Annotated in this window: 27 protein-coding genes; 25 read left to right on the plus strand and 2 right to left on the minus strand. The window is 62.5% G+C overall.

What is annotated here, in order from left to right; all coding sequences use genetic code 11:
* The 15 genes from ACH196_RS10500 (at nucleotide 1) to ACH196_RS10570 (ending at nucleotide 9,478) form a co-directional block, all read left to right on the plus strand.
* Nucleotides 1-426 (plus strand): P27 family phage terminase small subunit, encoded by a 426-nt coding sequence (locus ACH196_RS10500; RefSeq protein ID WP_396646962.1) that lies wholly within the window; start codon nucleotides 1-3, stop codon nucleotides 424-426.
* Nucleotides 371-2,245, plus strand: coding sequence for a terminase large subunit (locus ACH196_RS10505; protein ID WP_396646837.1), 1,875 nt, complete (start codon nucleotides 371-373; stop codon nucleotides 2,243-2,245). The genes ACH196_RS10500 and ACH196_RS10505 overlap by 56 nt, the downstream gene beginning before the upstream one ends.
* Entirely contained in the window at nucleotides 2,245-3,579 is a 1,335-nt protein-coding gene (locus ACH196_RS10510) for a phage portal protein (RefSeq protein ID WP_396646838.1), read from the plus strand. The genes ACH196_RS10505 and ACH196_RS10510 overlap by 1 nt, the downstream gene beginning before the upstream one ends.
* A complete protein-coding gene (locus ACH196_RS10515; protein WP_396646839.1) occupies nucleotides 3,569-4,159 on the plus strand; it encodes an HK97 family phage prohead protease in 591 nt (196 codons plus the stop codon). The genes ACH196_RS10510 and ACH196_RS10515 overlap by 11 nt, the downstream gene beginning before the upstream one ends.
* Before the next feature lie 46 nt (nucleotides 4,160-4,205).
* Nucleotides 4,206-5,480 (plus strand): phage major capsid protein, encoded by a 1,275-nt coding sequence (locus ACH196_RS10520; RefSeq protein WP_396646840.1) that lies wholly within the window; start codon nucleotides 4,206-4,208, stop codon nucleotides 5,478-5,480.
* Between the two features lie 64 nt (nucleotides 5,481-5,544).
* A complete protein-coding gene (locus tag ACH196_RS10525; protein WP_396646841.1) occupies nucleotides 5,545-5,733 on the plus strand; it encodes a hypothetical protein in 189 nt (62 codons plus the stop codon).
* A gap of 4 nt (nucleotides 5,734-5,737) precedes the next feature.
* A complete protein-coding gene (locus ACH196_RS10530; protein ID WP_396646842.1) occupies nucleotides 5,738-6,349 on the plus strand; it encodes a hypothetical protein in 612 nt (203 codons plus the stop codon).
* 21 nt (nucleotides 6,350-6,370) lie between these two features.
* A complete protein-coding gene (locus tag ACH196_RS10535; RefSeq protein ID WP_396646843.1) occupies nucleotides 6,371-6,781 on the plus strand; it encodes a hypothetical protein in 411 nt (136 codons plus the stop codon).
* Nucleotides 6,781-6,987 carry a hypothetical protein gene (locus tag ACH196_RS10540; RefSeq protein WP_396646844.1) on the plus strand — a complete coding sequence of 69 codons (207 nt, stop codon included), beginning with the start codon at nucleotides 6,781-6,783 and terminating at the stop codon, nucleotides 6,985-6,987. The genes ACH196_RS10535 and ACH196_RS10540 overlap by 1 nt, the downstream gene beginning before the upstream one ends.
* Nucleotides 6,962-7,303: a head-tail adaptor protein gene (locus ACH196_RS10545; protein WP_396646845.1), complete on the plus strand. Its 342-nt coding sequence runs from the start codon at nucleotides 6,962-6,964 to the stop codon at nucleotides 7,301-7,303. Before ACH196_RS10540 ends, ACH196_RS10545 begins: the two co-directional genes overlap by 26 nt.
* A gap of 79 nt (nucleotides 7,304-7,382) precedes the next feature.
* The gene (locus ACH196_RS10550) at nucleotides 7,383-7,886 is read left to right on the plus strand and encodes an HK97 gp10 family phage protein (RefSeq protein ID WP_396646846.1); all 504 of its coding nucleotides are present in this window, start codon (nucleotides 7,383-7,385) and stop codon (nucleotides 7,884-7,886) included.
* The gene (locus ACH196_RS10555) at nucleotides 7,883-8,311 is read left to right on the plus strand and encodes a DUF3168 domain-containing protein (protein ID WP_396646847.1); all 429 of its coding nucleotides are present in this window, start codon (nucleotides 7,883-7,885) and stop codon (nucleotides 8,309-8,311) included. The genes ACH196_RS10550 and ACH196_RS10555 overlap by 4 nt, the downstream gene beginning before the upstream one ends.
* A gap of 74 nt (nucleotides 8,312-8,385) precedes the next feature.
* Entirely contained in the window at nucleotides 8,386-8,826 is a 441-nt protein-coding gene (locus ACH196_RS10560; protein ID WP_396646848.1) for a phage tail tube protein, read from the plus strand.
* On the plus strand, nucleotides 8,826-9,302 hold the full coding sequence (locus ACH196_RS10565; protein ID WP_396646849.1) for a GTA-gp10 family protein: 477 nt from the start codon (nucleotides 8,826-8,828) through the stop codon (nucleotides 9,300-9,302). The genes ACH196_RS10560 and ACH196_RS10565 overlap by 1 nt, the downstream gene beginning before the upstream one ends.
* 20 nt (nucleotides 9,303-9,322) lie before the next feature.
* Complete coding sequence (locus tag ACH196_RS10570; RefSeq protein WP_396646850.1) at nucleotides 9,323-9,478, plus strand: hypothetical protein; 156 nt, start codon at nucleotides 9,323-9,325, stop codon at nucleotides 9,476-9,478.
* On the opposite strand, the gene ACH196_RS10575 is transcribed toward ACH196_RS10570, so the two are convergent.
* The gene (locus ACH196_RS10575; RefSeq protein ID WP_396646851.1) at nucleotides 9,475-9,768 is read right to left on the minus strand and encodes a hypothetical protein; all 294 of its coding nucleotides are present in this window, start codon (nucleotides 9,766-9,768) and stop codon (nucleotides 9,475-9,477) included. The two genes, ACH196_RS10570 and ACH196_RS10575, sit on opposite strands and share 4 nt — an antisense overlap.
* Here ACH196_RS10575 and ACH196_RS10580 point away from each other — a divergent pair, their 5' ends adjacent.
* The 10 genes from ACH196_RS10580 to ACH196_RS10625 are packed head-to-tail and all read left to right on the plus strand — an operon-like array spanning nucleotide 9,769 to nucleotide 23,325.
* Complete coding sequence (locus ACH196_RS10580) at nucleotides 9,769-13,119, plus strand: tape measure protein (protein WP_396646852.1); 3,351 nt, start codon at nucleotides 9,769-9,771, stop codon at nucleotides 13,117-13,119. It abuts the gene before it with no gap.
* A gap of 12 nt (nucleotides 13,120-13,131) precedes the next feature.
* A complete protein-coding gene (locus ACH196_RS10585; protein WP_396646853.1) occupies nucleotides 13,132-13,842 on the plus strand; it encodes a hypothetical protein in 711 nt (236 codons plus the stop codon).
* Complete coding sequence (locus ACH196_RS10590; protein WP_396646854.1) at nucleotides 13,843-14,412, plus strand: hypothetical protein; 570 nt, start codon at nucleotides 13,843-13,845, stop codon at nucleotides 14,410-14,412.
* Nucleotides 14,394-14,795 (plus strand): DUF6950 family protein, encoded by a 402-nt coding sequence (locus ACH196_RS10595; protein WP_396646855.1) that lies wholly within the window; start codon nucleotides 14,394-14,396, stop codon nucleotides 14,793-14,795. The genes ACH196_RS10590 and ACH196_RS10595 overlap by 19 nt, the downstream gene beginning before the upstream one ends.
* Entirely contained in the window at nucleotides 14,795-17,602 is a 2,808-nt protein-coding gene (locus ACH196_RS10600; RefSeq protein ID WP_396646856.1) for a hypothetical protein, read from the plus strand. Before ACH196_RS10595 ends, ACH196_RS10600 begins: the two co-directional genes overlap by 1 nt.
* 27 nt (nucleotides 17,603-17,629) lie before the next feature.
* The gene (locus ACH196_RS10605) at nucleotides 17,630-21,124 is read left to right on the plus strand and encodes a hypothetical protein (RefSeq protein WP_396646857.1); all 3,495 of its coding nucleotides are present in this window, start codon (nucleotides 17,630-17,632) and stop codon (nucleotides 21,122-21,124) included.
* A gap of 13 nt (nucleotides 21,125-21,137) precedes the next feature.
* Nucleotides 21,138-21,941 (plus strand): hypothetical protein, encoded by an 804-nt coding sequence (locus ACH196_RS10610; protein ID WP_396646858.1) that lies wholly within the window; start codon nucleotides 21,138-21,140, stop codon nucleotides 21,939-21,941.
* A gap of 36 nt (nucleotides 21,942-21,977) precedes the next feature.
* Complete coding sequence (locus tag ACH196_RS10615; protein WP_396646859.1) at nucleotides 21,978-22,694, plus strand: hypothetical protein; 717 nt, start codon at nucleotides 21,978-21,980, stop codon at nucleotides 22,692-22,694.
* A 30-nt stretch (nucleotides 22,695-22,724) separates the two neighbouring features.
* Nucleotides 22,725-22,982, plus strand: a complete 258-nt coding sequence (locus tag ACH196_RS10620) for a hypothetical protein (protein ID WP_396646860.1) — start codon at nucleotides 22,725-22,727, stop codon at nucleotides 22,980-22,982.
* A gap of 16 nt (nucleotides 22,983-22,998) precedes the next feature.
* Nucleotides 22,999-23,325 (plus strand): hypothetical protein, encoded by a 327-nt coding sequence (locus ACH196_RS10625; RefSeq protein WP_396646861.1) that lies wholly within the window; start codon nucleotides 22,999-23,001, stop codon nucleotides 23,323-23,325.
* A 1,178-nt stretch (nucleotides 23,326-24,503) separates the two neighbouring features.
* Here ACH196_RS10625 and ACH196_RS10630 read toward each other — a convergent pair.
* Nucleotides 24,504-25,562 carry a PAS domain S-box protein gene (locus ACH196_RS10630; RefSeq protein ID WP_396646862.1) on the minus strand — a complete coding sequence of 353 codons (1,059 nt, stop codon included), beginning with the start codon at nucleotides 25,560-25,562 and terminating at the stop codon, nucleotides 24,504-24,506.
* Nucleotides 25,563-25,650: the final 88 nt, after the last annotated feature.

The following is a 25,650-nucleotide window of genomic DNA, read 5'->3' on the forward strand; positions in this document are numbered from 1 at the left end:
ATGACCGTGATCGATGGCGGCGATGGAACGCCACCGGAGCCGGATTGGAGCAAGATCTTCTCCGACGGCATGGACGTCGCCCTGGCACGCGAACATTGGATCAACGTCGTAGGCGAATTGCGGTCTGCGGGCACGCTGGCGGTGGCAAACGGGCATTCGATCAAGCGTCTGGTCGAGTTCCGGTTCCAATATGAGCGTGCATCGCAGCAAGTCGCGGAAGTCGGGCCGGTGATCCGGGCAAAGCGGACGAAAGTGCCGCAGTATAATCCGCATTGGATCGTCATGCGGCAGGCCGACCAGTCGATAACCTATCTCGAAGCTGAGCTGGGTATTTCGCCGACGCGTCGCGGCAAGGCGGTAAAGGTGCAGCGTGGCAGATCAACGACCCGGGCGTCGGCCGCGTATCTCAAATCAATACCCAAATGATCCGACCAGTCAGTACGCGGCGGGCGTCCTGGCTGGCAAGATCGTCGCCGGAGAGCATCACGTTGCCGCTGCCGAGCGCCACCTTAAAGATTTGCGGGACGGACCGTCGCGGGGTTTGCACTGGCGGCCGGAACTCGCCGACCACGCGCTGAACTTCCCGCCCTCGGTACTGACGATCACGGCCGGCGCTATGGAAGGGCAGCCGTTTCGGCTGTTGCCGTGGCATGTGTTCTGCACGGGGTCTCTATTCGGGTGGCGTCTGGCGAGCGGCCGGATGCGGTTTCGCAAGGCATGGGTCGAGACCGGAAAGGGCCAGGCGAAGTCGCCATGGATGGCCGCGATCGGCCTGTATATGGGCGGCTGGTATGGCATCGCTCGATCGGAAGTCTATTCGATTGGGCAGGACAAAAAGACCGCCAACGTCCTCTTCAAGGATGCGGTCGCCATGTGCCGGGCAACCCTTCCGGATGCAGAGGAAGGCGACACGGAATCGCTCGAAAGCCTCGGCGAGGTGATCATCCGGGGCGAATTCGACAACGCCCACAAGATTGAATTCCCTGACAGCGGGAGCAAATTTCAATCGCTGGCCAACGGGGAATCGATTTCCGGGCCTCGGCCGACGCTGGTTGCAGCGGACGAAATTCACGAGTTCAAGGCGAACGACGCAATCGAGACCTGGATGCGGGCCATCGCCAAGATGCCCGGCGATGCGCTCATGCTCTTGGGCACGAACACGCCGGCCTCGACGCAATTGGTCGGGACCGACTATTCTGAGTTCTACCAGAGGGTCTCCACCGGCGAGGTCAGGGATGATGAGGCGTTCGGCTTCATCTGCCGCGTCGACAAGGCTGACCGCGATACGGTGTTCGACAACGAAGTCTGCTGGCGGAAGGCGCTGCCGGCGCTGGGGATAACCTTCCCGGTCGAGAACATCCGGGGCGAGGTCAACACGGCCCGCGTACTGCTGTCGACTGCCTTTTCGGTCAAGCGGCTCTATTTCGGTGTCCCGTTCGGCACGGTCGGCTTCTGGATCAAGGAAGAGGCGTGGGCGAAGGTCCAGCGCAAGGTCGACCACAAGGCGCTTCGCAAGCGGCGCTGCTGGCTCTCTCTGGACCTGTCGAAGAAGAACGACCTCACCGCTATGTCGGCGGCGTGGGAGGCTGGACCGGATAAAGACCCGGCCGCCCGGCTTGCGGTCAAGACCTGGTACTGGACGACGCAGGAAGGGCTTGCGGACCGGGCGCTCGCCGACAATGCCAAGTATGTCGAGTGGGCGGCTGATCCTACGGTGGACTTCACCGCCGTTCCCGGCGCCGTGATCGACAAGACCTTCGTGGCGATGGAGCTGAAAAAGTTCTGCGCGGAAAACGAAGGGGTCGAGTTTTTGGCCTTCGATCCCGCCGGCATGGAGGACTTCATCGCCGCGTGTGAGACGATCGGCTTCCCGGTGTGGAAGTACGAGGGTCCGGATGAGCCGGAGGGCTTCGGCCTGAAGCTGGTCCGGCACGGGCAGGGCAAGCGCATCACCTTCGAAGAGCGCGCGCTGAACATGCCGCGCTCGATCGAAAAGCTGGAAGATCGCATCCTCGCCGACACGGTCGATATCGACAGTTCGCAAGTCACGTACATGTGCGCCGGCAACGCGATCCTCGATGCCGACGGCATGAGCAACCGCTGCTTCGACAAGAAAAAGTCACGCGGTCGCATCGATGGCATGGTGACGGTCGCCATGGTTGTCGGCGCGGCCGACAATGAGATGGGCGGCACGGAAGAGACATCCCCCTGGGACGATCCGGCCTTCAAATATCAGGCGGCATGATGGGCATTTTCGCACCAAGCGCGGCGGACATCGGTTCTGCCGTAGCCACCGCCGTGGCTGCGGAACTGGACAAGCGTTCGTCCATCGAAGACCCGAAGGTTCCGATCTCCGACGCCAGGATCGTCGAGTTCCTTGGCCTGCAAGGCATTTCGGCGACGGGCATTTCGGTCACCATCGAAAAGGCGCTCGGCGTCCCGGCGATCTGGGCGGCCGTCAACTTCCTCTCGGGATCGCTCGCGCACCCGCCGTTCAACCTGTTCAAAAAGGATTCGAAGGGAGGGCGGGAGAAAGTCCGCGGTGGTTTGGCAACCATCCTGCACGACGCGGTCAACGATGAAACCTCGTCGTTTGACTGGCGGAAGCTGCACTTCGATAGCGTCTTCACGGGTGGCCGGGCCTTCACCTTCATCGAAAAGAATGCAGTCCAGAAGGTGTCGAACCTCTGGCCGCTCGATCCGGACCGCACGACGGTCAAGCGGGTGGACGGGCGCAAAGTCTATGAACACCGGGATGGAAAGAAGACGCATACCTACGTCGCCTCGGAGATCATCGACCAGGCGTTCATGCTGAAAAGTGACGGGCTGCGGCATCGCTCGCCGATCATGGCGAACCGCGACGCGATCGGTCTCATGATCGCCGCGACACAGTATGCGTCGAAGTTTTTCCAGAATGGCGGTGTGCCGCCGTTCGTGCTGACCGGACCGTTCAAGTCGCCGGGCTCGCTGGAACGGTCGGCGACCGACATGGAGACGGCGGTCAAGGAAGCCGCCGAAAAGCGCAAGCTTGCGATCTCGCTGCCGAGCGGCCATGACCTGAAGCCCGTCGGTGCGAACCCGGAGGATTCTCAGCTCGTCGAGCTACAGCGGTTTTGCATCGAACAGGCCGCGCGGATTTGGGGCCTCCCGCCGATCTTCCTCCAGGACTTGACGCACGCGACGCTCAACAACTCGGAACAGCAGGACTTGCACCTGGTCAAGCATGTGTTGACGCGGTGGGCAAAGCAGTTCGAACAGGAATGTAACCTCAAACTGTTCGGCCGAATGAATACCCGGCAGTACGCAGAAATGAATCTGGACGGCATCCTACGCGGCGACTTCAAGACGCGCATGGAAGGCAACGCCCGCGCGATCTCGTCGGGCCAGATTACCCCGGACGAAGCCCGTGAGATGGAAAACCGTCCGCCCCACGGCGGACCGGCCGCCAAGCTGCACATGCAGGGCGCAATGATGCCGATCGACAAGCTCGGCACGAAGCCGGCTCCGGCCGCCGGCGATGGAAATGGCCTCCCCGCCGACGGTAACGAAGAGACAGGAAAGCAGGACGATGGACCGTGAGATTCGCGGCGGCATCCCCGCCGAAATTCGTGCCGATGCCGGCGGTGTCAAAGTGTCGGGTTATGCGGCGGTGTTCAACCAGCCCGCCGACATAGGCGGGTGGTTCCGGGAGATCATTCATCTCGGTGCCTTTCGTTCGGCGATCGGCCGCGACGATGTGCCGTTCCTGATCAATCACGATGGCTTGCCGCTGGCGCGCACGCGGTCGGGCACTCTGATCCTGGCCGAAGACGACAAGGGCCTGAAGATGGACAGCACACTTGATGCGGCTGACCCGGATGTCATGCGCATCGTTCCGAAGATGCAGCGCGGCGATCTTGACAAGATGTCCTTCGCCTTCAGGGCAACCCGGCAGGAGTGGGATGAGACGGGTGAAATTCCGGTGCGACATGTCTACGAATGTGACCTGTTCGACGTGTCGATCGTCACCGACCCGGCCTATTCCGGGACCGAAATCGGCCTTCGCAACCTCGAAAAGCATCGTGAGGCTGCCCGCAAGGCAACGAACTTTCATGCCGCACGCAATCGGCTGCGCATGAAGCTGAACCTGGCTCTGAGCGAGCGAGAGAACGGCCGGTAGCGCCTGCTGCCCGCCCATCAACCCGAAACCCACAAGGATATTCACCATGACCGTCCAGCTCAAAGAGCTGCGCGAGCAGCAGGCCCGTATTGCGACCAACGCCCGGGCGAAGCTCGAAGAAATAAAGGACGACACGCCGACCGAACGCGCCGCCGAAATCGAGCGCGAGTTCGACGCCATGATGGTCGAGTATGACAAGCTCGGCGAGAAGGCGGAGCGTTTCAGCCGCCTGGAGGATGCGGAGAAGCGCACCAACGCCCCCGATCCGCGCCGGCCCAAGGGTGACAACGGCGAACAGCGTGGTGTCGAGACCGGCGCCGATGGCGAGCCCGACTACAAAGACGTGTTCGCAAAAACCGTTCGCTTCGGAGCGACGGTGTTGAATTCCGAGGAACGCAGCGTGTTGATGGCACATCGCGATGACCTTCCTGCGGAAGTGCGCGCACAGGCGGTGGGGACTGACGCCGCTGGTGGCTATACCGTCCCGGAAGGCTTTTCCGGCGAGATCGACAAGGCGATGAAAGCCTGGGGCCCGATGTGGGACGCCAATATCGTCCGCGAACTCGTCACGTCAGGCGGCAATCCCCTACCCTGGCCGACCGTTGACGACACTTCGCAAACCGGCGCGCTCAAGGCCGAAAACGCGTCGGTCGTTGACGATGGAACCGGTGACGTGGTGTTCGGCGAGAAAAGGCTGGACGCCTACATCTATTCCACAAAGCTGGTGCGGATGCCGATCGAACTTCTGCAGGATTCGGCGTTCGATATGGAATCACTCCTCAACGACCTCTTTGGCGAGCGCCTCGGTCGTCTGTCCAACTCCATCCTGACGACAGGCACGGGATCGAACCAGCCGAACGGCATCGTGACGGCATCTTCACTCGGCAAGACGGCCGCATCAGCCACGGCAATCGCCTCTGACGAATTGATAGATCTCCTGCATTCGGTGGACCCGGCGTACCGATCCTCGCCGAAATGCCGGTGGCAGTTCAACGACAGCACGTTGGCGGCGATCCGGAAGCTGAAAGATGGCCAGGGCAATTACCTCTGGCAAATGGGGGACGTGACAAAGAGCGAACCGGATCGGCTCCTGGCGCATCCGTACTCGATCAATCAGGCGATGGCGAACATCGCCACGGGTCAGAAGTCGATCATCTTCGGCGACCACGGCAGGTACATCGTTCGCAAGGTGCGCGGCTTCACCGTGCTCACTCTGCGCGAGCGCTTTGCCGAGAATTTCCAGGTCGGCATGGTCGGCTTCAAGCGGTTCGACGGCGAGTTGCTGAACACCGCTGCGGTCAAGCACCTGGTCCAGGCGTAAGCCGGACGGTCCGGACGGGCAGCTCCGGTCGCCCGTTCCTCCTCCCACTACACGGAAGCCGATCATGAAAATCGTCTATCGCACGAGCATGTCCGGTCCAGCCGGCGCCACGAAGCCCGGCGATGTTGCCGAAGTCGACAAGGACGAAGGCCAGCGTCTTATCGATGCCGGCTTTGCCGACCTTTTCCGCGAAGAGCCGGAGAAGGAGAAGGCCGTCCGCAAGCCAGCCCCCGAAAAGGCGGTGCAGGGTTGATCCCATGTGGAGCAGGATCGAGCGCGTTGACCAGCCAACTGCTGAGGCCCTGCTGCTGGCGGAGGTCAAAGAGCAACTGCGCATCGATGCCGTTGTTATCGATGACGATGCTTTCCTGAACCGCTGCATCCGGGCGGCGCGGGAGATGGTCGAGGGGCCAGACGGGCGCGGCCTGGCGATCATGGCGGCCGACTGGCGTCTGACCCTGGATTGCTTTCCGAAAGAGGTCCGCATCCCCATGGGGCCGGTCCTCTCGATCGTCAGCATCGTCTATGTCGACGGCGCTGGCGTCGCGCAGACGCTCGATCCCGCCGATTACCAGTGGCGGCCCGGCCGCTACGAAGCCCGTATCCAGCCCGCCTACGGCAAGGCGTGGCCCGCGCCGCGTAGTCAGTTCGACGCGGTCACAATCATCTTCAAGGCCGGCTTCAAGGGCACTGAGGAAGATCCGATCGAGCTTGGCAACATCCCGGAGCCGCTGCGCGCCGCGATGCGCATGCTGATCGCGCACTGGTTCAAGCATCGCGAAACGACGGTCGTGGGTGTCGTGCCGACCGAAATCCAGCACGGCTTCGAAGACATCATGAACATGTTTGCTGTCGGGCGCGTCGCCTGACGATTTGAACGGAGAACCATCATGGCCGACGTAACCATTACCGCCGCCAATGTCCTGGCCGGCGCGGACGCTGAGATCGAACACGGTATCGCCGGGGCGACCGAAACCGCCGGACAAGCCGTCTACCGCGACGACGCCGACCGCAAGTATAAGCTCGGCGACAACAACGGCGCGGCGGCGCTGCGCAACGTGCGCGGCCTCACGCTCAACGGCGGCGCGAACGGCCAGCCGATGGCGATCCTGAAACGTGGCGACATCACGATCGGCGGCACGTTGGTCCCCGGCACGACGTACTGTTTGAGCGCGACGCCGGGCGGCATCTGCCCGCAGGCCGATGTCGCATCGGGTTCCGATGTCGTCGTCATCGGCGTGGCGGAATCGACCAGCGTCCTTCACGTCGACATTCAGCATTCGGGCGTCACGCTCGCGTAATGGCCTGGGTTCGCTTCACCGCGGACTTCGACTTCAAGCCGAAGCCGTCTGTCACCCTTGCCTTCCTTGCCGGGCAGGAACGCAGCGTGACGCGCGAGTGCGCCGCGCTGGCGGTCGAGCGCGGCAAGGCCGTCCGGCTGCGCAAGCCGTCGAAAGACGCGAAGCCTGTAGAGGTCGACGATGATCCCGGCCGGCGACAAGAATGACCGCATCGCCTTCGAATGTCGCGGAAAGGCTACGGGGCCGGACAGCGGGAACAGCGAAGGCGAGTTCGCGGAACAGTTTACCCTTTGGGCTCGTATGATCTTTCTGCGGGGCAGCGAGAGCGTCATCGCATCGCGCTTGCAAGGTCGGCAGCCCGTCATCTTCACGGTCGAAGCAAATTCGCTGACGCGGCAAATCACCAACGAATGGCAGGCGCGCGACAAGCGGACCGGCATTGCTTACGCGATCCTCGGCGTCTCGCCTTCGGAGGATCGGGCCGATTTCGACATCCTCGGCGAAAGCGGGCGCGCGTCATGACCCTTATCGAAATCTGTCTCGGCATCATGGCGTTCAACCTGACGGTGATCGCCGTGCTTATGGTGCTTCGCACCCGCCGATGACCAAAATCCTCGGGCTGGAAAAGCTCCAGCGAAAGCTTGGCCGGCTGGCGCAAGCGGCGGTCGCGCCGATCGAACAGGCGATGGAAGCGCAGGCGGACGCCATCGTCGCGATGATGAAGTCGCTCGTGCCGGAAGACAGCGGTGCGCTTCGTGACAGCATCGCTTGGACGTGGGGCGAAGTGCCGAAGTATGCGCAGACGGGCAAGCGCCGGAGCGGCAGCCAAAAGCGAGCGCGCCGGAACGCTCTGCGCACCGGCTACGCTTCGACGGACAAGATCACGATCACGATCTACGCCGGCAGCGACTTCGTCCGATATGCGCACCTGGTCGAGTGGGGCGCGGCTCCGCATATCGCGGGCGGCAAGTTTGCCGGTGCGCAGCATCCCGGCGCGACGGCTCAACCGTTCTTCTTCGTATCCTGGCGGGCAAACAAGCGGGGCGCCGGTCGGGCCGTCGTCGCCGCTGTCAAGCAATCCGTCCGGCAGGTAGCACGCTCATGAGCGACGATCCGTCACTCGAACTGCAGATTGCCATCGTCGGACTGCTGAAGGGCGATGCGCCACTTACCGGCCTGATTGACCAGCGCGTCTATGACAGCGTGCCTCGCTCCAGCGACGGCAAGCTGGTCACGGCGAAGTTCCCCTATGTCGCCTTCGGGGAAGAGCAAACCGTACCGGTGGACGTGTCCTGCATCATCGGTTCGGAAATCTACGTCACCCTGCATGCCTGGTCGCGTGCGGTCGGGTTTCCGGAGGTCAAGAAAATCTGCGGCCGCATCCGGACCGTGCTGCACGACGCTGAAATCGAGTTGCCGACGACCGGCCTCGTATCCCTCGCCTTCGATGGTCGCCGCATCTTCCGCGACCCTGACGGCGTCACCTCTCACGGTGTTCTGACCTTCCTCGCGATCGTCGAGCACGATTAACCCCGGCAACCCGCCGGACTGCAAGCGTCCCGCGCGTGAGCGGGCGCTCACCCTGCCACTATGGAGAAACCATCATGGCCGTAAAGCCAACGACTACGAAGGGCGGCAAGGTGCGCGTCCTGCTCGATCTTGCACGCAACGGCACCTATGCGGAGCCATGCGGCTTCCTCTCGAAGAGCGTGACGCTCACGAAGAACCTCGAAGACTTCAAGCTTCCGTTCTGCGACGATCCGACGAAGGTTCCGTGGCTCGGCCGCGACGCTGACAGCCTCGCCATGGGTGTCAGCGGCGACGGCGTGCTGGCGTCGGAATCGGTCGAGACCTGGCTTGATGCCGTTGAGAGCGACGAGAGCATCCCCGCGAAGGTCGAGTGGGAATTCCCCGCGAAGACGATCACCTGGACCGGCCTGATGCATGTCGGGACGTTCACGGCCGGCGCGCCTAACCTGACGGGCCGCGTCACCTCCAACGTCGAGCTGTCCAGCGACGGCGAGATGGTCCGGACCTCCGCATAATGAGCCGGAGCGCTGCAATCACGCTTCCCTGGGCGGATGGTGAATACACCTTCCGCCTGGGCTTTGCGCAGCTCATCGAACTCCAGGAAGAGATCGATGCCGGCCCGTATGTGATCCTCGATCGGCTTCGCGACCGAAAGCGCCGGCCGAAGGAAGAGGATCGTCCGGACGACGACGACCGGGAGGGCGACGACGAAGAGGATGTCCCGCTGCCGCCGCGCTGCGGTGTACGGGAGATCAGGGCCGTGATCCGTCTCGGCCTGCTCGGCGGCGGGCTCGATGCGAAGAAGGTCGGCAAGCTGATCCGGACATGCGTCGAAGCGCGTGTGCCGGAGGAAAACCGGCTGGTCGCCTGGACCGCGCTGCTGATCGCCCTGCACGGCGCTCCGGAAGAGGAAGTCGGTAAAAAAAAAGGGCCAGTGACGGAGGCGATGAACTCGACGACCTCCCCAACGGAAAGGTCCGATTCGGACTGATCTATGGGAAGGGCGCCGTCATGGGCTTCACGCCCCAACAGGTGAACGAGATGTCCATCTGGCAGTTCATGGCGGCGTGGGACGGCTACGTCGAGGCCAACGATCCCGAAGCCGGCGCGCGGATGTCTGAGGCTGAGGCCGAAGACGTGTGGCGCTGGATGCAAGGCAAAGATTAGTTGACGTGCAAGCCGGTCGCGTCGACCGTCAGCTTTGATTCCCGAAACTCGTTCACCAGCGTAGCGCACTCGGAAGCCTTGAATTGCAAGCTTGCGGGACCGGTATTCTTCGGAAGCGGCCCGCCGTCTCGTCTGAACTTTTGGTACTTCAGCAGTGTCTCGACGCACGCTTGCACGCTCGCAACCCGATCGCGGCGCTTCTGCTCCTCTCGCGCCTGGTACTCGCCCCAAAAGAAGTAAGCCACGAACGCGATGTTCGCGACGCAGGCTGCTGCAATTAGCGGTTTCATATGGCCACTGACCTCGAAAAACTGGTCGTCCAGCTATCGGCGGACATCAAGACCTATGAACGCGAGATGCGCAAGGCTCGCGGCGTGTCGGAGCGCGAGTCACGCGCGGTCATCAAGAATTGGGATTCCGCCAACAAGCGCCTGAACGTCATCGGCAAGGGTATGGCGCAAGGGCTGGTTGCGCCGTTGACCGGCATTGCCGGCGCGCTGACCGTCCGGGAGGTGCTGCGGTACGCGGACGCATGGACGCGGGCGAAGAACTCGCTGTCGATCGCCGGTGTCCAGGGTACGAACCAGAAGCGGGTTCTGGATGAGCTCTTTCGCTCGGCACAGGCCAACGCCGCGCCTATTGAGGCGTTGACCGGCCTCTATGGCAAGGCCGCACAAGCTGGCGATGTGCTCGGCGCTAGCCAAGAACAGCTTATCGAATTCTCCGATGGTGTCGCGATCGCGCTTAAGGTCGCCGGCACCGGCGCGAATGAAGCGCGCGGCGCACTCACCCAGCTCGGGCAGTTGCTTGGCTCGACGCGGGTCCAGGCCGAAGAGTTCAATTCGGTCAACGAAGGGGCGCGTCCTATCCTCCAGGCCGTCGCCAACGGTCTCGACAAAGCCGGCGGTTCGGTCTCGAAACTGAAGCAACTGGTCAACGACGGCGAGGTCTCCGGTCGAGATTTCTTCAATGCCTTCCTGCGCGGCTTGCCGCAACTTCGGCAGCAGGCGGCCGGCGCAACGCAGACGATCGAACAGGGCTATACGAAGATCGAAAACGCTCTGACCCGGTACATCGGTCAGACCGATTCCTCTCTCGGAGCATCGCAGCGTCTCGTCCAGGGCCTCAACGCTCTCGCTGACAATTTCGACGAGACGGCGGACACGGCTCTTCAACTCGCCTCGATCATCGCGGGCGCGCTGGTCGGCCGCTCGCTCGCCGGCATGATCGCCAAAATAGGACTAAGCGGCGCTGCTCTTGTCCGCTTCACGAGGCTCTTGCGGACCGCTCAAACGGTGGCGCGGACCGGCATCGCACTCAATGGACTTGCCGCTGCCGCCGGACCGATCGGCGTTGCCCTCGGCGTCGCGGCAACCGCGGCGTTTCTGTTCGCCGACAGTTCGGACGCGGCGGGCGCGTCGACCGAGAGTGCTGCCGAAAAGGCAGAACGCTATGCGGCTGCCCTGAAGCGGGTGAAGGGTGCGGCCGATGAAGCCGGCCCGGCGGTCGAGGCGAGCGCCAACAAATTCAAGGAAACGGAAGAGCGTCGGCTGAAGGATCGGCTTGGCGATGACGTGAAGGAGTATCAGGCCGCAGCCGGAGAAATACGGCAGTTGGTCCAGGACTTCCTATCCCGGCTAAAAGAGACGGAGGCTACGGACCGCGACAATCCGGAATATCAAAAGCAGGTGGCTGGATTGAAGGCCGTCCTCGCTGGACTGGACGGCACGGTCGACGGCGCTGTGCGGTCGCGGGAGGCTTTGGAGGAACTGGCGAATACCGGCGACGGTGCGATCCTCGCCATCGCTCGCGCACTGGACAAGGTCTACGACAAGCTGATCGGCGTGGCGCAGGCCACGAAAGAAGGCGCCGAAGAACTCCAGAATTACGGTCGTGCTGCCGACGGTATCACCACCTTCATGCCGCGTGAGGGTGTGCAGGAAGAGACGCGCCGTCGTGGCGCTGAACGTTTCCTGACCGAACAGCAGGCGCTCGAACTGCGCAGCCAAAAAGAGAAGGAGATCGCGACCCTCACCGAAAAGCTGCTGAAGGACGCGAAAGAAGCCGGGATTGCGATCTCGGAAGCGGAGGCAGCAGCGTCGGCACGCGCGACCATCGAAAAGCAGGAAGCGGCGGAAGGCAGCGGCTCCGCCCTGTCCGGCTATGTCGACCGGACGATCGGCGCCGAGAGCGGCGGCAATCGGTTCGCCAAAAATCCGCGGTCGTCGGCGGAAGGTCTCGGGCAATTCATAGACAGCACGTGGCTGGACCTTTTCCGTCGCTATTTCCCCGGCGAGGCTGCGCAGCTTTCGCAGGCTGCAATCCTGGCGATGAAGACGGATGCTGCCAAGTCGAAGGCGCTGATCGAAGCCTACGGCAAGGAAAACTCGGCAGCCCTGCGCGCTGCGGGTATCTCGGTCGCCGACGCTGCGGACGAATACAAACTTCACCTGGCGCACTTCCTCGGGCCGCAGGGCGCGATCAACGTCCTGAAAGCCGCGCCCGGCACGCCACTTCGCAACATCCTCGGCGCTGATCAAATCGCGGCCAATCCGGAAGTGCTCGGCGGCAACCGGACGGTGGAAGACGCCATCGCCTACGGGCAGAAGCGCGCCGGCATGTCGACGGCGGGCACGCAACGACTGGAAAGCCGGGAGACGTTCGCCCTCAGTCTCGAGGAATACAAACAGCAGATTGCTTTCCTGAAAGAGGAAACCGGTCTGCGGGCCAGCCTCAACCCGCTTATCGAGGATTATGGTCGCGGCCTGTCGACGCTCCAGGCGGCGCAAGAACTGCTCAATATGGCGCAAGAGGAAGGCACGGCGGCCGGCCGTGAGCTTTCCAGTGCGCAGCAGCTTCTCACAGGCGACCTGTCCGGCCTGACGCCGGAAGCCCGCGAACAGGCTCTCGCGATGCGGGAACTGGCGGAAGCGTCGGGCACCGCACAGGCGGCGAGCAACCAGCTCGACGAAACGCAAGGTCAACTGCGGGACAACCTCGGCGAGGTCGCGGCGGTCGGCAAAGACATTCTGAGTGGCTTTATTCAGGACTTGCGGAGCGGCAAGAGCGCGACGGAAGCGCTCGGCAACGCGCTGGGCCGGCTTGGCGATAAGCTCCTCGATGCAGGGCTCGATCTTCTATTCGACGGTGCGAAACCGGGTTCCGGTGGCGGCATCCTCGGCTCGCTTCTGGGCAGCCTCGGCGGCATCTTCGGCTTCGCGGATGGTGGGTGGCCCGGCGGTCGCGTGCGCGGTCCCGGTGGTCCGCGTGGCGACAAAATCCCGATCATGGTGTCGGATGGCGAGCACATCACCAACGCGCGGTCGGCGAAGAAGTACGGCCCGCTGCTCGATGCCATCAACAACGACACGCTGGCGCGCATGGCGGACGGCGGGTGGCCGATGCGAGCGCCGGTCATGGCCTCGATGGCCGCCCCTGCCGCTCGCGGCAGCAGTCACGACACGGTCGACATCCGATTGCAGGACGATAGCGGCCGGATGGCCGAAATCGCCGACCAGCGCATCGTCAGCCGCTCCGGAACCATCATCAACGTCGCGGTGCAGCGCGCCAACAAAGGCGTCATGCCGGCGATCGCCAAACATCAATCGGAGCGCGCTAGCTCCGACTGGCGAACTGGCTGACGGGTGGTGTCGATGTCCTTCCTGTACTGGCCGACATGCACTCTTAACCCGCGCGAGACGCCCGCGAACCTCGTGCCGTTCACGCGCGGCGGCGGCAAGGTGCTGAACGGCATGGAGCGCGCCACGCGTACCGACAAGGGTTCGTGGGTGGTCGAACTTCAGGGCATTTCGATCGGCGGTCTCGACTACGGCAAGAAACGGACCTGGAACGCGCTGCGGGTCGGTCTCGGCGGTCGCGCTGGACTGATCGTCGTGCCGGTCCGGTCGTGGGATACGGCTCCCTACGCTTCCGGCAAATTTGAGCGGAAGATCATGCTCCCGCATGACGACGGTACGCCTTTCGATGACGGTACGCTCTATTCGCAAGGCGCGATCGATATCGTCATGGAAGAGACGGCTACGATCAGCGCGAACATCGTTACGCTGCGACGGGTCCAGGCTGCCGACAATCTCGCCGGCATCCGCTTTTCCTACCAGCATGCGCTTTATGAGACTGGCCCGGCGATCGATGTCGATGGCGACCTGTGGACGCTTCCGATCTTCCCATCGATCCGCGCAACGATCCCGGCCGGCGCACCACTGGAATGTGACGAGCCGACTTGCCTCGTCCACCTCGCCGACGATCGCGGCATGGATATCGCACAGGGCAAGCGTGAACGGCAGGAAGTGTCGGTCGCCTTCGTCGAGGCGGTCGATTACTGGAACGACCTGGCGGGGGCGTGAATGGCTATCCGCTCCCTCAAGATCCTTTTCATCTTCTACTTTCCGACCGGCACCGTCCGGCTCTGGGTCGGGTCCGGGCCGTACCTCGATCTCGACGGGGAAATCTGGAAGGGCGTTACGGTCACCGACAGTCTCGACGTGATCGAAGCGGCGATGAACGGCGAGTCCAATCGCCTGACCATGGGCGTGTCAGGCGTCGCGCCGGTGCTGGCGAACACCGCATGGCGAGAGGTCAACGAAGACGACGTGATCGGCTCGAAGATGCAGATCATCGTCCAGCCCTGCAATGAGTATGACGATCCTGTCGGTGTGCGGAAAGTCCGCTTCACCGGCACGGTCGACGACGTGATCTTCGGCGATGATGTCCAGGGCGATGCAGTATCGTCGACCGTCATCCTCGAACTGGTCAATCGTTTCGATCTTCGGACGCTAGCCTCGCAAGTCGTGATCTCGAATACCGATCAGCAGGCACGTTCGGCGATCCTCAATCCCGGTGCCAATCCGGACCGCATCGCCGAACGGCTGCCGCGTCTCAACGACAAGTCGATCCCATGGCCTGTTCGCCGCTGATCCTCGGTCAGTTCATGGCCGACTATGCTTTCCGGCCCTGGCGCTGGTCGCACGTTGATTGCTGCATGGCGATTGCCGCCCTGTCGATCGCCTACGGCACGGATGATCCGGCTGCCGATCTGCATGACACCTATTCGACCGAAGACGAGTGTCACGCCGTCATGGAGGCGGCGGGCGGGCTGATCCCCTTCGGCGACCGTCTCGTGCGCGTCGGCTGGCGGGTCGCGGAAACGCCGTCCGAAGGCTGCGTCGCTGTCATCGGCAGCCTGACCTCGGCAACCCGGCAATGGGCAGCGATCCGGCACGAAGGCAAATGGAAGGTGCGCATGGACGAAGGCTGGATCGTCTTCACAGCGCGCCCCCTCATACTCTGGGAATTCTAATGCCTCAATTCATAGCGGCGCTTGTGCTGCCGCTCATCGTCAACAGCCCGGTATGGTTGCTTGGCCCGGCCGCCGTGAGCGCGACCGCGACCGGCATCGGCTATCTTGCGACCGCTGCCGGCCTCTATGGCCTGCAAATGGCGCTCACTGAAAAGCCGGATGTGCCGAAGGCTGAAGACGGCAAGTTCAACGTGCGCCAGCCTGTGCCGCCGCCGACCTACGTGCTTGGCCGGGTGAAGAAATCGGCGGATTACCTTGCGCTGGAGCAGGCTGGCAACAACGCTTTTCACGTCTTCAGCCCGGCGGGCCACCGCATCAACCGGCATGTCCGGTTCTACGCCCATGACGAGGAACTGACACTTGATCCGGTGACGGGCGTCGTCACGGCGCCTGGTCACTTCGACAACAATGTCGTGATCCGCCATCGCGTCGGTCTCAATGCCGAAACCGCGTTCGCGGAAATGGTCGCGGCGATGCCGACGATCTGGACGCCGGACCATCGTGGCGATGGCATGGCGACGGTCCTGATGTCCTGCCGATCGTCCGATATCGAAAAACAGCAGAAGCGGTTTCCGAACGGCATGCCCCTCCTCACTGAGGAGCTGGAAGGCATGCTGCTCTATGACGACCGCAAACCGGCACACGATCCTGCCGACCCCGACACCTGGGAATATTCCGAAAACCTGGCGCTGCAACGCGCCTGGCACCTCACGCATCCGGTCGGCTCAAAGATCAAAATGGAGGATATGCACTGGCCTGACTGGAACCACGCGGCCGATGTCTGCGACCAGGAGGTGACGAACAAGGCCGGCGATGATGAGCCGCGTTACCACGGCGGTTTCTGGTTCAAGGCGAATACCGATCCGGTCGAGGTCGGCCGCACGCTCGACGAAGCTGCGGAACTGGTCATCTATGAGACCGCCGAAGGCAAGGTCGGGGTCCATGCCGGCGAATTCGTCGAGCCGGATATCAGGCTGACGGAAGCCGATCTTCGAAGCGTGACATTCGATGTCAACAAGCGCCGCAACTCGACGGTGCTTGCGGTGCGCGGGCGTTTCATCGATCCGACGAAACGCTTCAACGAGGTCGACGCTGCGATCGTCGGAAATCCGTACATTCCGGGCGACAACACTGAGCGGACGCGCACGATAAACAATGCCGCTGTCCAGCGGCACAATCATATCCAGCGGATGCAAACCCTTGCCCTGATCCGGGCAAATGCTCCCCGTGTGCGCTTCATCGCCGATTATGAGCCTGCACAAGACGTTCCGGAGCGCCGATACATCCGCGTCCATTACCCCCCGAAGCTGGATGAAGCGATCATCGAAATTGTTGGCGACCGTCCAAAGCTGTCGCTCGCCAATCTGACCTATGAATTCGAGGGCATCGTCATCCCGGCGACGCTGTTCAACTTCACTGCGGCGACCGATGAAGGCAACCCGCCGCCGCCGATCGATGAACTGGAGGATAGCGGTATTCCGATCCCCGGCTCTTTCGATGTCACGATCGAAACTGAAGTCGTCGGCGGAGGCCAAAGCGCAGCGTTCGGCCTGGCAACCTGGAACACGGTGTCGGCGGACGATCTTGTCACCGAAGTTGAATGGGAGAAGGTCGGCAGCGGGCAGCCATTGTCGAGCCGGGCGCAAGCCGGGTTTGATGAGCATCGAACCGGCTATCTCGCGGACGGTGAGAACTACCGGTTCCGGGCGCGGCATTGGTCGGGCGGCACGCCTGGCGACTGGACCAGTTACATCGTGTTGATGGCCGTCGCCAATCCGACGCCTCCGGACGTGCCGACGCTGTTTTCGGCGCTGCCATCCGGTGCCGATGTCGATCTGTCGGCGAAGGCGCCGAACACGGCTATTCACAAGGCGTTGCACTTCTGGCGCGCGGACGAGGCGACCGCTTTCGGGTCCGCCTCCGATCTCGGGCCTGTGTACGGGCCTCCGAACGGTGTCCAGACGGATGAGGACACGCCGGGCGACGGCTCTTGGCAGTATTGGGCTACAGCGGAAAACCTATCCGGCGTTCATTCGTCGCCCACCGCTCCCGCTATCATCCGCCTTGGCCTCGAAACGGAGACGGAAGACTATCTGGATGCGATGGCGACGAAGCCTGGCAACGTCATCGTGCTGGCGATTGATGCGCTGGTCGAGGGCCTGAAGTCTAACAGCCTGTGGTCAAAGCACGACTGGCTCTCGCTGTTCTGCCTGCATAACTCACAGGCCGCATTGCTTAATCTCGTCAACCCGGCACAGGCGGGCGTCGCTCATGGTGGCCTGACCTTCACAGCCGGCGCCGGCTTCGGCGGCGACGGTTCCTCCGGCTACATCGGGACTGGGCTCAACGCGAACGCTCTGACGCAACTGACGACGAACAGCATCCACCTCGGCGGCTGGTTCAACGGCGGCTCCGGTACTGGCCTCGCGCAAACTTGTCTTGTCGGGACATCCAGCAGCGCGTTCTTCCTCTCGGCGCGCTCCGGCTCGACGATGTCCTCGCGCGCCAACGCCACGGTATCGCTCGCGTCGACTATCAGCCCGCAAAGCCCGGCCGGCTATAGCATCGCCAATCGCTCCGGCGCGTCGGCGCGGGAGAACTATAAGAACGGCTCTTCGGTCGGCTCCGACACGCAAGCGGCATCATCGCTGCCGGCGGTGGAAGTCTGGTTCATGCGGAACTCCAGCGGCTATGCGGCGTCCGGTCATGTGATGTCGGTCGGTCAATTCGGCGGCTCCTTCTCTGGTGCCAACGTTACGGCAGAGAACTCGCTTCTATCGACCTTCCGCACGGCTATCGGCCTCTAAACCTTTCGAAATTCAGGAGACTGAGACATGGCGCTTATTGGCGACCTGGTCGGCTTTGCGTGGCGCAAATGGGTCACGCCGAATGTGCCGTCGTCGGGTGAGAACAATCCGAGGAAGGCGGACATTCTGCCGATCGGTCCGGCGATCGACGCGGCGATCTCGACGATGATCGCGGCGCTGGTGCTCGGCAACGCTGTCGGAAAACAGACGCGCGCAAACCTCTATGCCGATCTCGCGCATGACGCCGACACCTTCGGCATCGTCGTCAATGACAGCACGCCCGAATATAACGGCCTCTATATCAAGAGCGGCGCGTCGGGCACCGGCTCGTGGGCGATCACGGCCAACGTGCTGCTGCCGGCCTCGTTCGCGTCGACGTTCGCCGCCCTTATCGCCGACAAGCAGGACGGCGCGCCGAACCTCGATGCGCTCGCCGACCTGGTGCTTGCGAACAACAAGCTCCTCTATGTCAACGGCACGGGCGACTGGACGCTGGCCGACCTGACTGCGGCCGGTCTCGCCCTGGCCGCTGCGGCGGATGCTCCTGCGCAGCGGACCGCGCTCGGCCTCGGCGCACTTGCGGTTTTGGCGTCCGTTAACACCGCGAACCTCACGGATGGCGCTGTCACCAACGCCAAGGCCGCGACCATGGCGACCGCCCGGCTGAAAGGCCGCGTGACGGCTGGCACGGGTGTGCAGGAAGACCTTACCGCCGCACAGGTGCGGGCGCTGCTCAACGTCGCCGATGGGGCGACCGCCAACTCTGCCGATGCAACCTTGCTGGCACGCGGCAATCACACCGGGACGCAAACGGCCGACACGATCACCGATGGTGTGACCAACAAAGTCTTCACCGGGACCGAGAAGACGAAGTTGGCGGGCATCGCCAGCGGCGCAACGGCGAATTCCGCCGACGCTGCACTGGTCGCGCGCGCCAACCATACCGGGACGCAAGCTATCGCGACCGTCGACGGCCTCAATGATGCACTGAACGCGAAGGCGGCCGATGCCGATCTGACGGCTGCTGTCGATCGGCTCGTCGTCCAGGAGACCACGTCGGAATCGCTGGCGAGTAGCGTACTGCGGCCCGGCGATGCACCGGACCTGTTCACTTCGGCACTGACCGGCCGATCTTCGGCTCGGGCTCCTATCGGCATCGGCAGCCGCTACCAAAGTGATGTCTACGGCTCCATGTGGCGCATCAACGGCGCCGACATCCCGGAAGACCCCGGCTATATCGACGTCTATACGCGATACGAAATCCCGCTCGGCTCGGCGGACAAGTATGCCGTGCGGTGGGCGGTCGAGCGGATCACGGCGACCGGCGACCCGCTCGGCGATGGCGTCGAACTCCGTATCCAGAACCTCAACAAGAACCTCGCCGGAGTGAGCAACATCCGCTTCGGCGGGCCGGAAGTCGACGGGCATATCGTTTCGGGTGGCGACGCCTATCCTCTGCCGGATGCGTTCGACGCGGTTGACGAGACGATAGTGATCAGCCGCACGGTGGCGGACGATGTCCACTACGTCGTGCCGGCGACCACGCGCTATGTGTCGATCGGCGTGAGGCTCTACAAATCGACCGGCGACACCGGCATCGCCGAACTTCTTCCGGCCAACATCACGCTTGCAACGACGGTAGCGGGCGATGCGGCAGCCGTGGCGAGCGATCTGGCGAATGAGGTCGCGGCGCGTGGTGCTGCGGACGCGGCGCTGGCGTCCGACATTGGCGGCAAACAGGCAACTGCAGAAAAGGGCGCGGCGGACGGCTATGCGCCGCTCGGCCCTGATCAGAAGGTGCCGGAAGCGAACCAGTCTGGTATCACGGCCCGGCAAGAGGTCGATGGCGCCGGTCGGACGATCAAGACGGGCGCCGACAACCGCATGGCTTTCGACCTCCTGCCGGCGCCGTTCAAGTCCAGGAGCGGCCTTCTGACGCCCTTGTGGGCGCTCGGCGGCAAGGGCCTTGGCCTTTTCGCGCTGTATGCCGATGGCACGATCAAGAACCCGATGCTGAACGCCATGCGCCGGGCGACGGCGCCCTTGAAAGCGCGCACCAAGCCCGGCGGGCTGATGTGGTCTGTTGGCGGCAAGGGCAAGGCGCTGCTCGGCATGCGCGATGACGGCGAGTTGGTCAACAAGACCATCAGCCGGATCGAGGCCCAGGCCAAGGCCGCACAGGTCTGCATCGATGTCTGGCCGGAGGGTGACAGCCGCTCCGATCTCGGCATCAATCCGGGCCGCACCACGGCTCAAGGTTGGCAGTGGTGGACCCAGCTCTACACCGGCGGGCGCGTGCGGTTTCAAGACCGCATGTTCGGTCAGGGCGGCGACAACTCCCAGCAAATCCTTGAAAGCGCCGGTTCCCTGTGGGGCGCCAAGCCGGGATGGGTTGTTTGCTGGATTTCGATAAACGATCCGCCCGAAGGCAACGGCCCGGCATGGACGTTGGAACGCATCCTTGCCTACCGGGACCGCGTCCTCAAGATGGGCCATCGCGTCGTCTTCATCGCGGAGACGCCGAAGGGCGACCCGAACGCCGCTGGCACCTATTTCGCCGGCTTCACTGGGGCAGAACTTCGCCATCATCTGTCCGACCGCGCCGCGCTGCTACAGCAGGCGGCGATCGCTGGCTGCTATGTGATCGATGTTTGGCCGGACTTCATCGATCCTTTGAGCGCAAATGCCAAGGCGAAGGCTGGTCTGCTACGCGAAGGTCTCCACAAGGGACCGCCAGGCGCTCGTGTCGCCGGCATGAAGATCGCGCAGTTCTTCAACCAGATGGTGCCGCCGCGCAGCTTCCTGCCTACCACGGTCGCGGACCTGTTTCATGCCACGGAATACGTCCAGGGTTCGCTCAGCCTCAACCCGCTGTTCCTGACGACTGGCGGGACCGGCATCGTCGGCGCGAACTGCATCGGAACCGTGGCGGACGGATGGGAAGCTGTCGCCGGCAGCGGCCTTACCGGTGACTGCTCGGTCGGCGCGGCTGCCAGCGGTTTCGGCAACCATCAACAGATCGTCGTCGCGGGCGCCGGCCCTACCAGTGTCGAAACCACTGACACGGCCGGCAACCTCGATCCGCGCCCGATCTCGGTCGTCTTGCAGCAAACGATCATGGACACGACGCTGGGCGTCCCGCTGAACCCCGGCTACGTGGTCGAGGGCGATTCCTTCCAGGCCATGTGTTACCTCGAAGCCGATGCCGGCATCGCCGATGTGCGCGGCTGCGGTCTCTATGCCTGGTACACCACGGCGGCCGGAACCTTCATCAGCGCTGCCGGCGAACCCGCCGTGACCCGCCCTGCCGGCCAAATCAACCTCGCCCTGCCAAACGTCGCTTTCTCTGGGCCGATGATCACCCCTGAGACGAAGCCGATCGTAGGGACGCCGACGAAGGCCGGTCTCTTCTGGGCTCTGACCGGGGTCAAGTACGCCTCCGGAGTTGCGATCCCGGCGAGCGGCACGTTCCGCATCAGCCAGTGCAAAACCCAAAAAGTCATCAACGGCAACCCGCTCTGAGGAGACCGCCCGAATGGTCGAGACCCGTGTTTATTTCGATACCGATGTCGATATCAGCGAGACGGAAGGGGCTTTCGTGCCCTTCCCCCCGTGGGAGTTCGGAGACGATCTTTTTGCGGCGCACATGATCGGCACCGGCTATGCGGCGCTATCTCCCGATGATGAAGCTGAAGCGTATGGCGCGCTCTACGACTGGTCCGGCAACGGCAATCATTTGAACGCCCTCAACGATCTTGCATCCCTTCTCGGAGAATGGGGGGTGACCGCTGCTGTTGTGGGCAATGAAGCAAATACAACCTATACCTTGGCGCAGATTTGGGCGGCTTGCGATGGCGGGTTTAGCATCATCGCGCTGGCAACTGCTGCTGCTACCGCGAAAACTGTCGCTCTGGTGCGTAGTGGAACCGATGTCACCGACCCGTCCATCGGCCTCACGCTCGGGCTTAACGGCAGCAACGACATGCGCGTGCAGGCGACAGGCGGCGGCGCGGCACAGACGGCGCAGATCGGAGACCTCACCACGGAACTCGGCAACCACGCCTACTACTGTGGCGTCTATACGACCGCTGAACGGCGAGGCTACTCAAAGCGCAAGGGCGAAGCGACAAAGGTCGCAGCGCCTAGCGCGGTTGCGGTCACGGCATTGAATGCAAACGTTCCGCTCGAGTTTGCTGACGAAGCCGGTTCGGGCACAGGCGCGACGGTGATGTCGAGTTTCTGCATCGTGCTGCGGCCGATCACTCAGGAAGAGTTCGAAGCCGCCGTCGACGGCAACATCGAATGGCATGCCGTCGCCGGCACGGGCCTCGACGCGTAGCCCGCGAAAACCTCCCCTCTCAACAGGATCTTCAACATGGACAAAACCGTTCCTCCGGGCGCGGCGAAGCTGCTCGTCTTCATCTACGAAACCGAGACCAAGCTATCGCCGCCTGACTGTTATGACGTGATTTTCGGCCATCGCGAAAGCCGGCTGCCGAAGCGCCTCACCTCCATGACGCTCGGAGAGGTGATCGACGCGCAAAAGAACTGGTCTAGCAAGGCGTGGGTGAAGACGAATTGGGGCTATGGCTCGGCTTCGTCCGCGTCCGGCGCCGCTCAATTCATGCGCGACACCCTGATCGACCTGTCCAAGAAATTTTTCCTCCAAGGTGATCAGCCCTTCGACTGTGACTTTCAGGACCGCATGGCCTTCGAACTGCTGAAGCGGCGCGGCTACAACGATTTCATCGCCGGCAAGATCAGCCGGACCGCGTTCGGCAACCGGCTGGCGATGGAATGGGCGTCCTTCCCTGTCCTGACTGCGATCCAGGGCGGACACCGCAAGGTCGGTCGTGGCGAGACGTTCTATGCCGGCGACGGGCTGAACAAGGCGCTTGTGGCCCCGGAGAAGGTCGAGGCGGTGCTTGATGCCGTCAAGGCTCTTGTGGATGCCCCAGAGCCGGCAGCGCCGCCCACTGGGCCTATCCCGCCCGACTATCCCGTCGAACCTCCCGCACCTCAACCGCCCGCCGAACAGCCGAAGCCGGCCTTCGATCTCTTCGCCTGGTTCCTCTCGTGGTTCCGGCGCTGACCTTCAACCTGCAACCCAAAGGAAATCCCAATGAATTCGAACGCGATTCACAACATCCTCAACATCATCATCTGGGGCTTTGGTCTGCTCGGCGTCATCGCCGCCTATGCCGGCTGCACAGCCTTGCCCGATGGTTCGTTCGACTGCACCACGTCGACCATCATCCCGGCGTCCTGGCTGCCGACCGTCGTGAAGATCACCACCGGCGCCGCGCTCATGAAGACGGCTATCAACTTCTTCCGCGACGGATTCGGCGGCATGTGGAAACCACAGCCGAAGATCAAGTAGAACTGGCGTGTCCGGCATGATCAACGACCTTCTCGACGCGCTCGGCATCAAGGGCTCGATCCTTGTTGCCGGGCTTGCCGGCGGCCTTCTGCGCGCGCTGTCTCGCCGACGCTTCAAGTTTCGGGAGATGGCGGCCTCGCCGATCTGCGGCACGCTGGCGGCCGGCTATCTGACCGTGCCGGCTCTTCACTACATCAAGTCGATCGGGTTGCCCTTGCCACCCGACGACATTGCGAGTGCACATGCTGCGGCTTTTCTGATCGGCGTCTGCGCCATGTGGATCGCCGATATCTTGTTCGAGATCATCGTTCGTTGGGTCAAGCCGAAAGCCGCGCCGGAGTGACCCCCGCGCGGTCCGCTGCTACGCTCTGGCCGCAACCGATGGATAACAACTCGCTCCGCTGGCTTCGGCCGGCGGGGCTTTTCCTTTTCAGAGTCCTAGCTCGACGCGAGCGCGACGACTAGCTCACTCGAAATATGGCCTTTAGTCCAATTTTCCATCGTTGATCCAAGAGGCAAGTGGCGTCGTAGGCTTGGGTGAGGATTGTGACTGTGATATGGAGCGAACCACCCCTAGCCGTTTGAAGTACGTTCACCAACTGTTGCGAGAACCGCGCGACATTGCTGCTGCGGAGCGATGCGATCTGCTCTGTCATCTCTTGGAAATGGCGTATGTCGAGTCGGGCGACCAACTTCGAGCTAGAATTGAAAAGCCTAGGCTCGTTAGTAACAAGTCCGGCGAGCAGAGTAGATAGCGGGCGATTTTCGAGCCCGCCTCACCTTCGCTTCCAGCACGAAATGGCATGCGTCGTGTTGACACCAGCGAGCACCCGCGTATGGTGCGGCGCTCCCGAAACCCTCCCGTGGAGGCTATCGCGATGGACTCCAAAACACGTATAGGCCTTGAATTGAGTAAGGCCTTCTTTGAAAATGGCGGCGACGGCCTACTAGCCGCTTTGGGCGATTGTGTCCGTAGGGGCGAAGTCACCGTCAGCGAATTTGCCGTCGTGGGGCTTCTTGAGACAGTTAAACGTCCGCACGCGAATGACAGCACCGATCCGACCCGAGGTGCGGGGGCATCCTGATTCAACGGAACGTCGTTCCGGGCAATTCATTGTTGTCCATCTCAGCGGCTTATCTGGTGCCCAGCTAGAGCTGTGATCGAAGCCCGTCATCGCTGTCACGGTGGCGGGCTTTTTATTTGACGGAATCGTTCCGCCCGAATATCGGGTTTCGCAGAGGGGTGCGGCGATGAGAGGTCGGAAAGAGGTCGAGGGTTTCAGTCCTTGGGACCTCGACAATCTCCAGGAATGCTTCGATACGATCCTCGCAGCGCGGCATCTGACCAAGGGAAGCGAGGAAGCAGAAAACATAGCCCGTGCTCTGATTGTGGCCTACCAGCGAGGCGTCCGCGATCGGGATGAACTTATTCGGCTTGCTAACCCCCGCGAGAGGCGCTGACCCTCAAACGCTCTCGGCGCGGCAGGCTTTTAGAAGCCCGGCTGCCCGCCGGATCGGAAGCTACTCAGCCGGTCCTTTCCGCGCCTCGGCCTCGTCTTCGGCAACGGTCGACACGACGACGTGCTCAAATGGTGCGACGAGCGACCAGCGCAGATGTCCAGGGGAGCGGTCGAGTATGGCACTCCCACTCAATCCTTGTGGCGCCACACGCTTTAGCACAGTCGTTCCAAACCCTGCCCGGTCGTCCGATTTGCCGTTCCCATAGGGGATCGAGGTCTCGTCCCAATTCAAAAAGAATTCGCGACGGCCAGCCACGTTGGTTTTTACCTCCCAATTTACGGCAACACGGCCGACATCGCTGGCAAGCGCGCCGTATTTGGCGGAGTTGGTGCCAAGCTCGTGCAAGGCCATGCCAATGTTCTGGACGGCATTGGGCAGAAGGGCCAGCAAAGGCCCGGATAGCAAGATTTGGTTCTCATGCCCGAAAGGCTTGAGATGTTCCTGGATCACATCGAATAGGCTGGACCCCGACCATTCCGCTGTCACCAAGAGATCGTGCGAGCGCGATAAGGCCATGATGCGCTCGCTTACGCGACCTTCGAATTCGCTCGGACTGATGGAATGTTTGATTGTCTCGCGGATGATCGCCAGGATCACCGCGAATTGATTTTTGACGCGGTGATTAACCTCCCGCATCAGAAGACGAATGCGCCGCTCGCTTTCCTTAGCGGTGGTGATGTCCCTGGCGATCTTTGAGGCGCCAACGATTTCCCCAGCAGAGTTGGTTATGGGGGAAACGGTGAGGGACACATTGACGAGCCTGCCGTCTTTGCGCCGTCGAATTGTCTCATAACTGGAAACCCGCTCGCCGCGTCGAACGCGCGTAATGATGTCCGTCTCTTCGCTGCGAAGATGCTCAGGGATCAAAATAAGGATGGATTGCCCTATCGCTTCTTCGGCGGTGTAACCGAACAGGCGTTCAGCGGCCAGGTTCCATGTCTGAATGACGCTGTTCAGATCCTTGCTGACAATCGCGTCAAATGAGGAATCGACGATTGCAGCGAGCCGGGAATTAACGTCCGCCTGTTCCCGGGAGTTCATGCTGACGATCTTAGCCATCGGTGACCTTCACAGACTGAGTTCGACGCCGCAATATCATTTGACGCGCTCGAAAGTTGAACGGCTCAACTACGGCGCATCCCGATCC

It is taken from the genome of Mesorhizobium sp. IMUNJ 23232, from assembly GCF_044326205.1.
Taxonomy (GTDB): Bacteria; Pseudomonadota; Alphaproteobacteria; order Rhizobiales; family Rhizobiaceae; genus Kumtagia.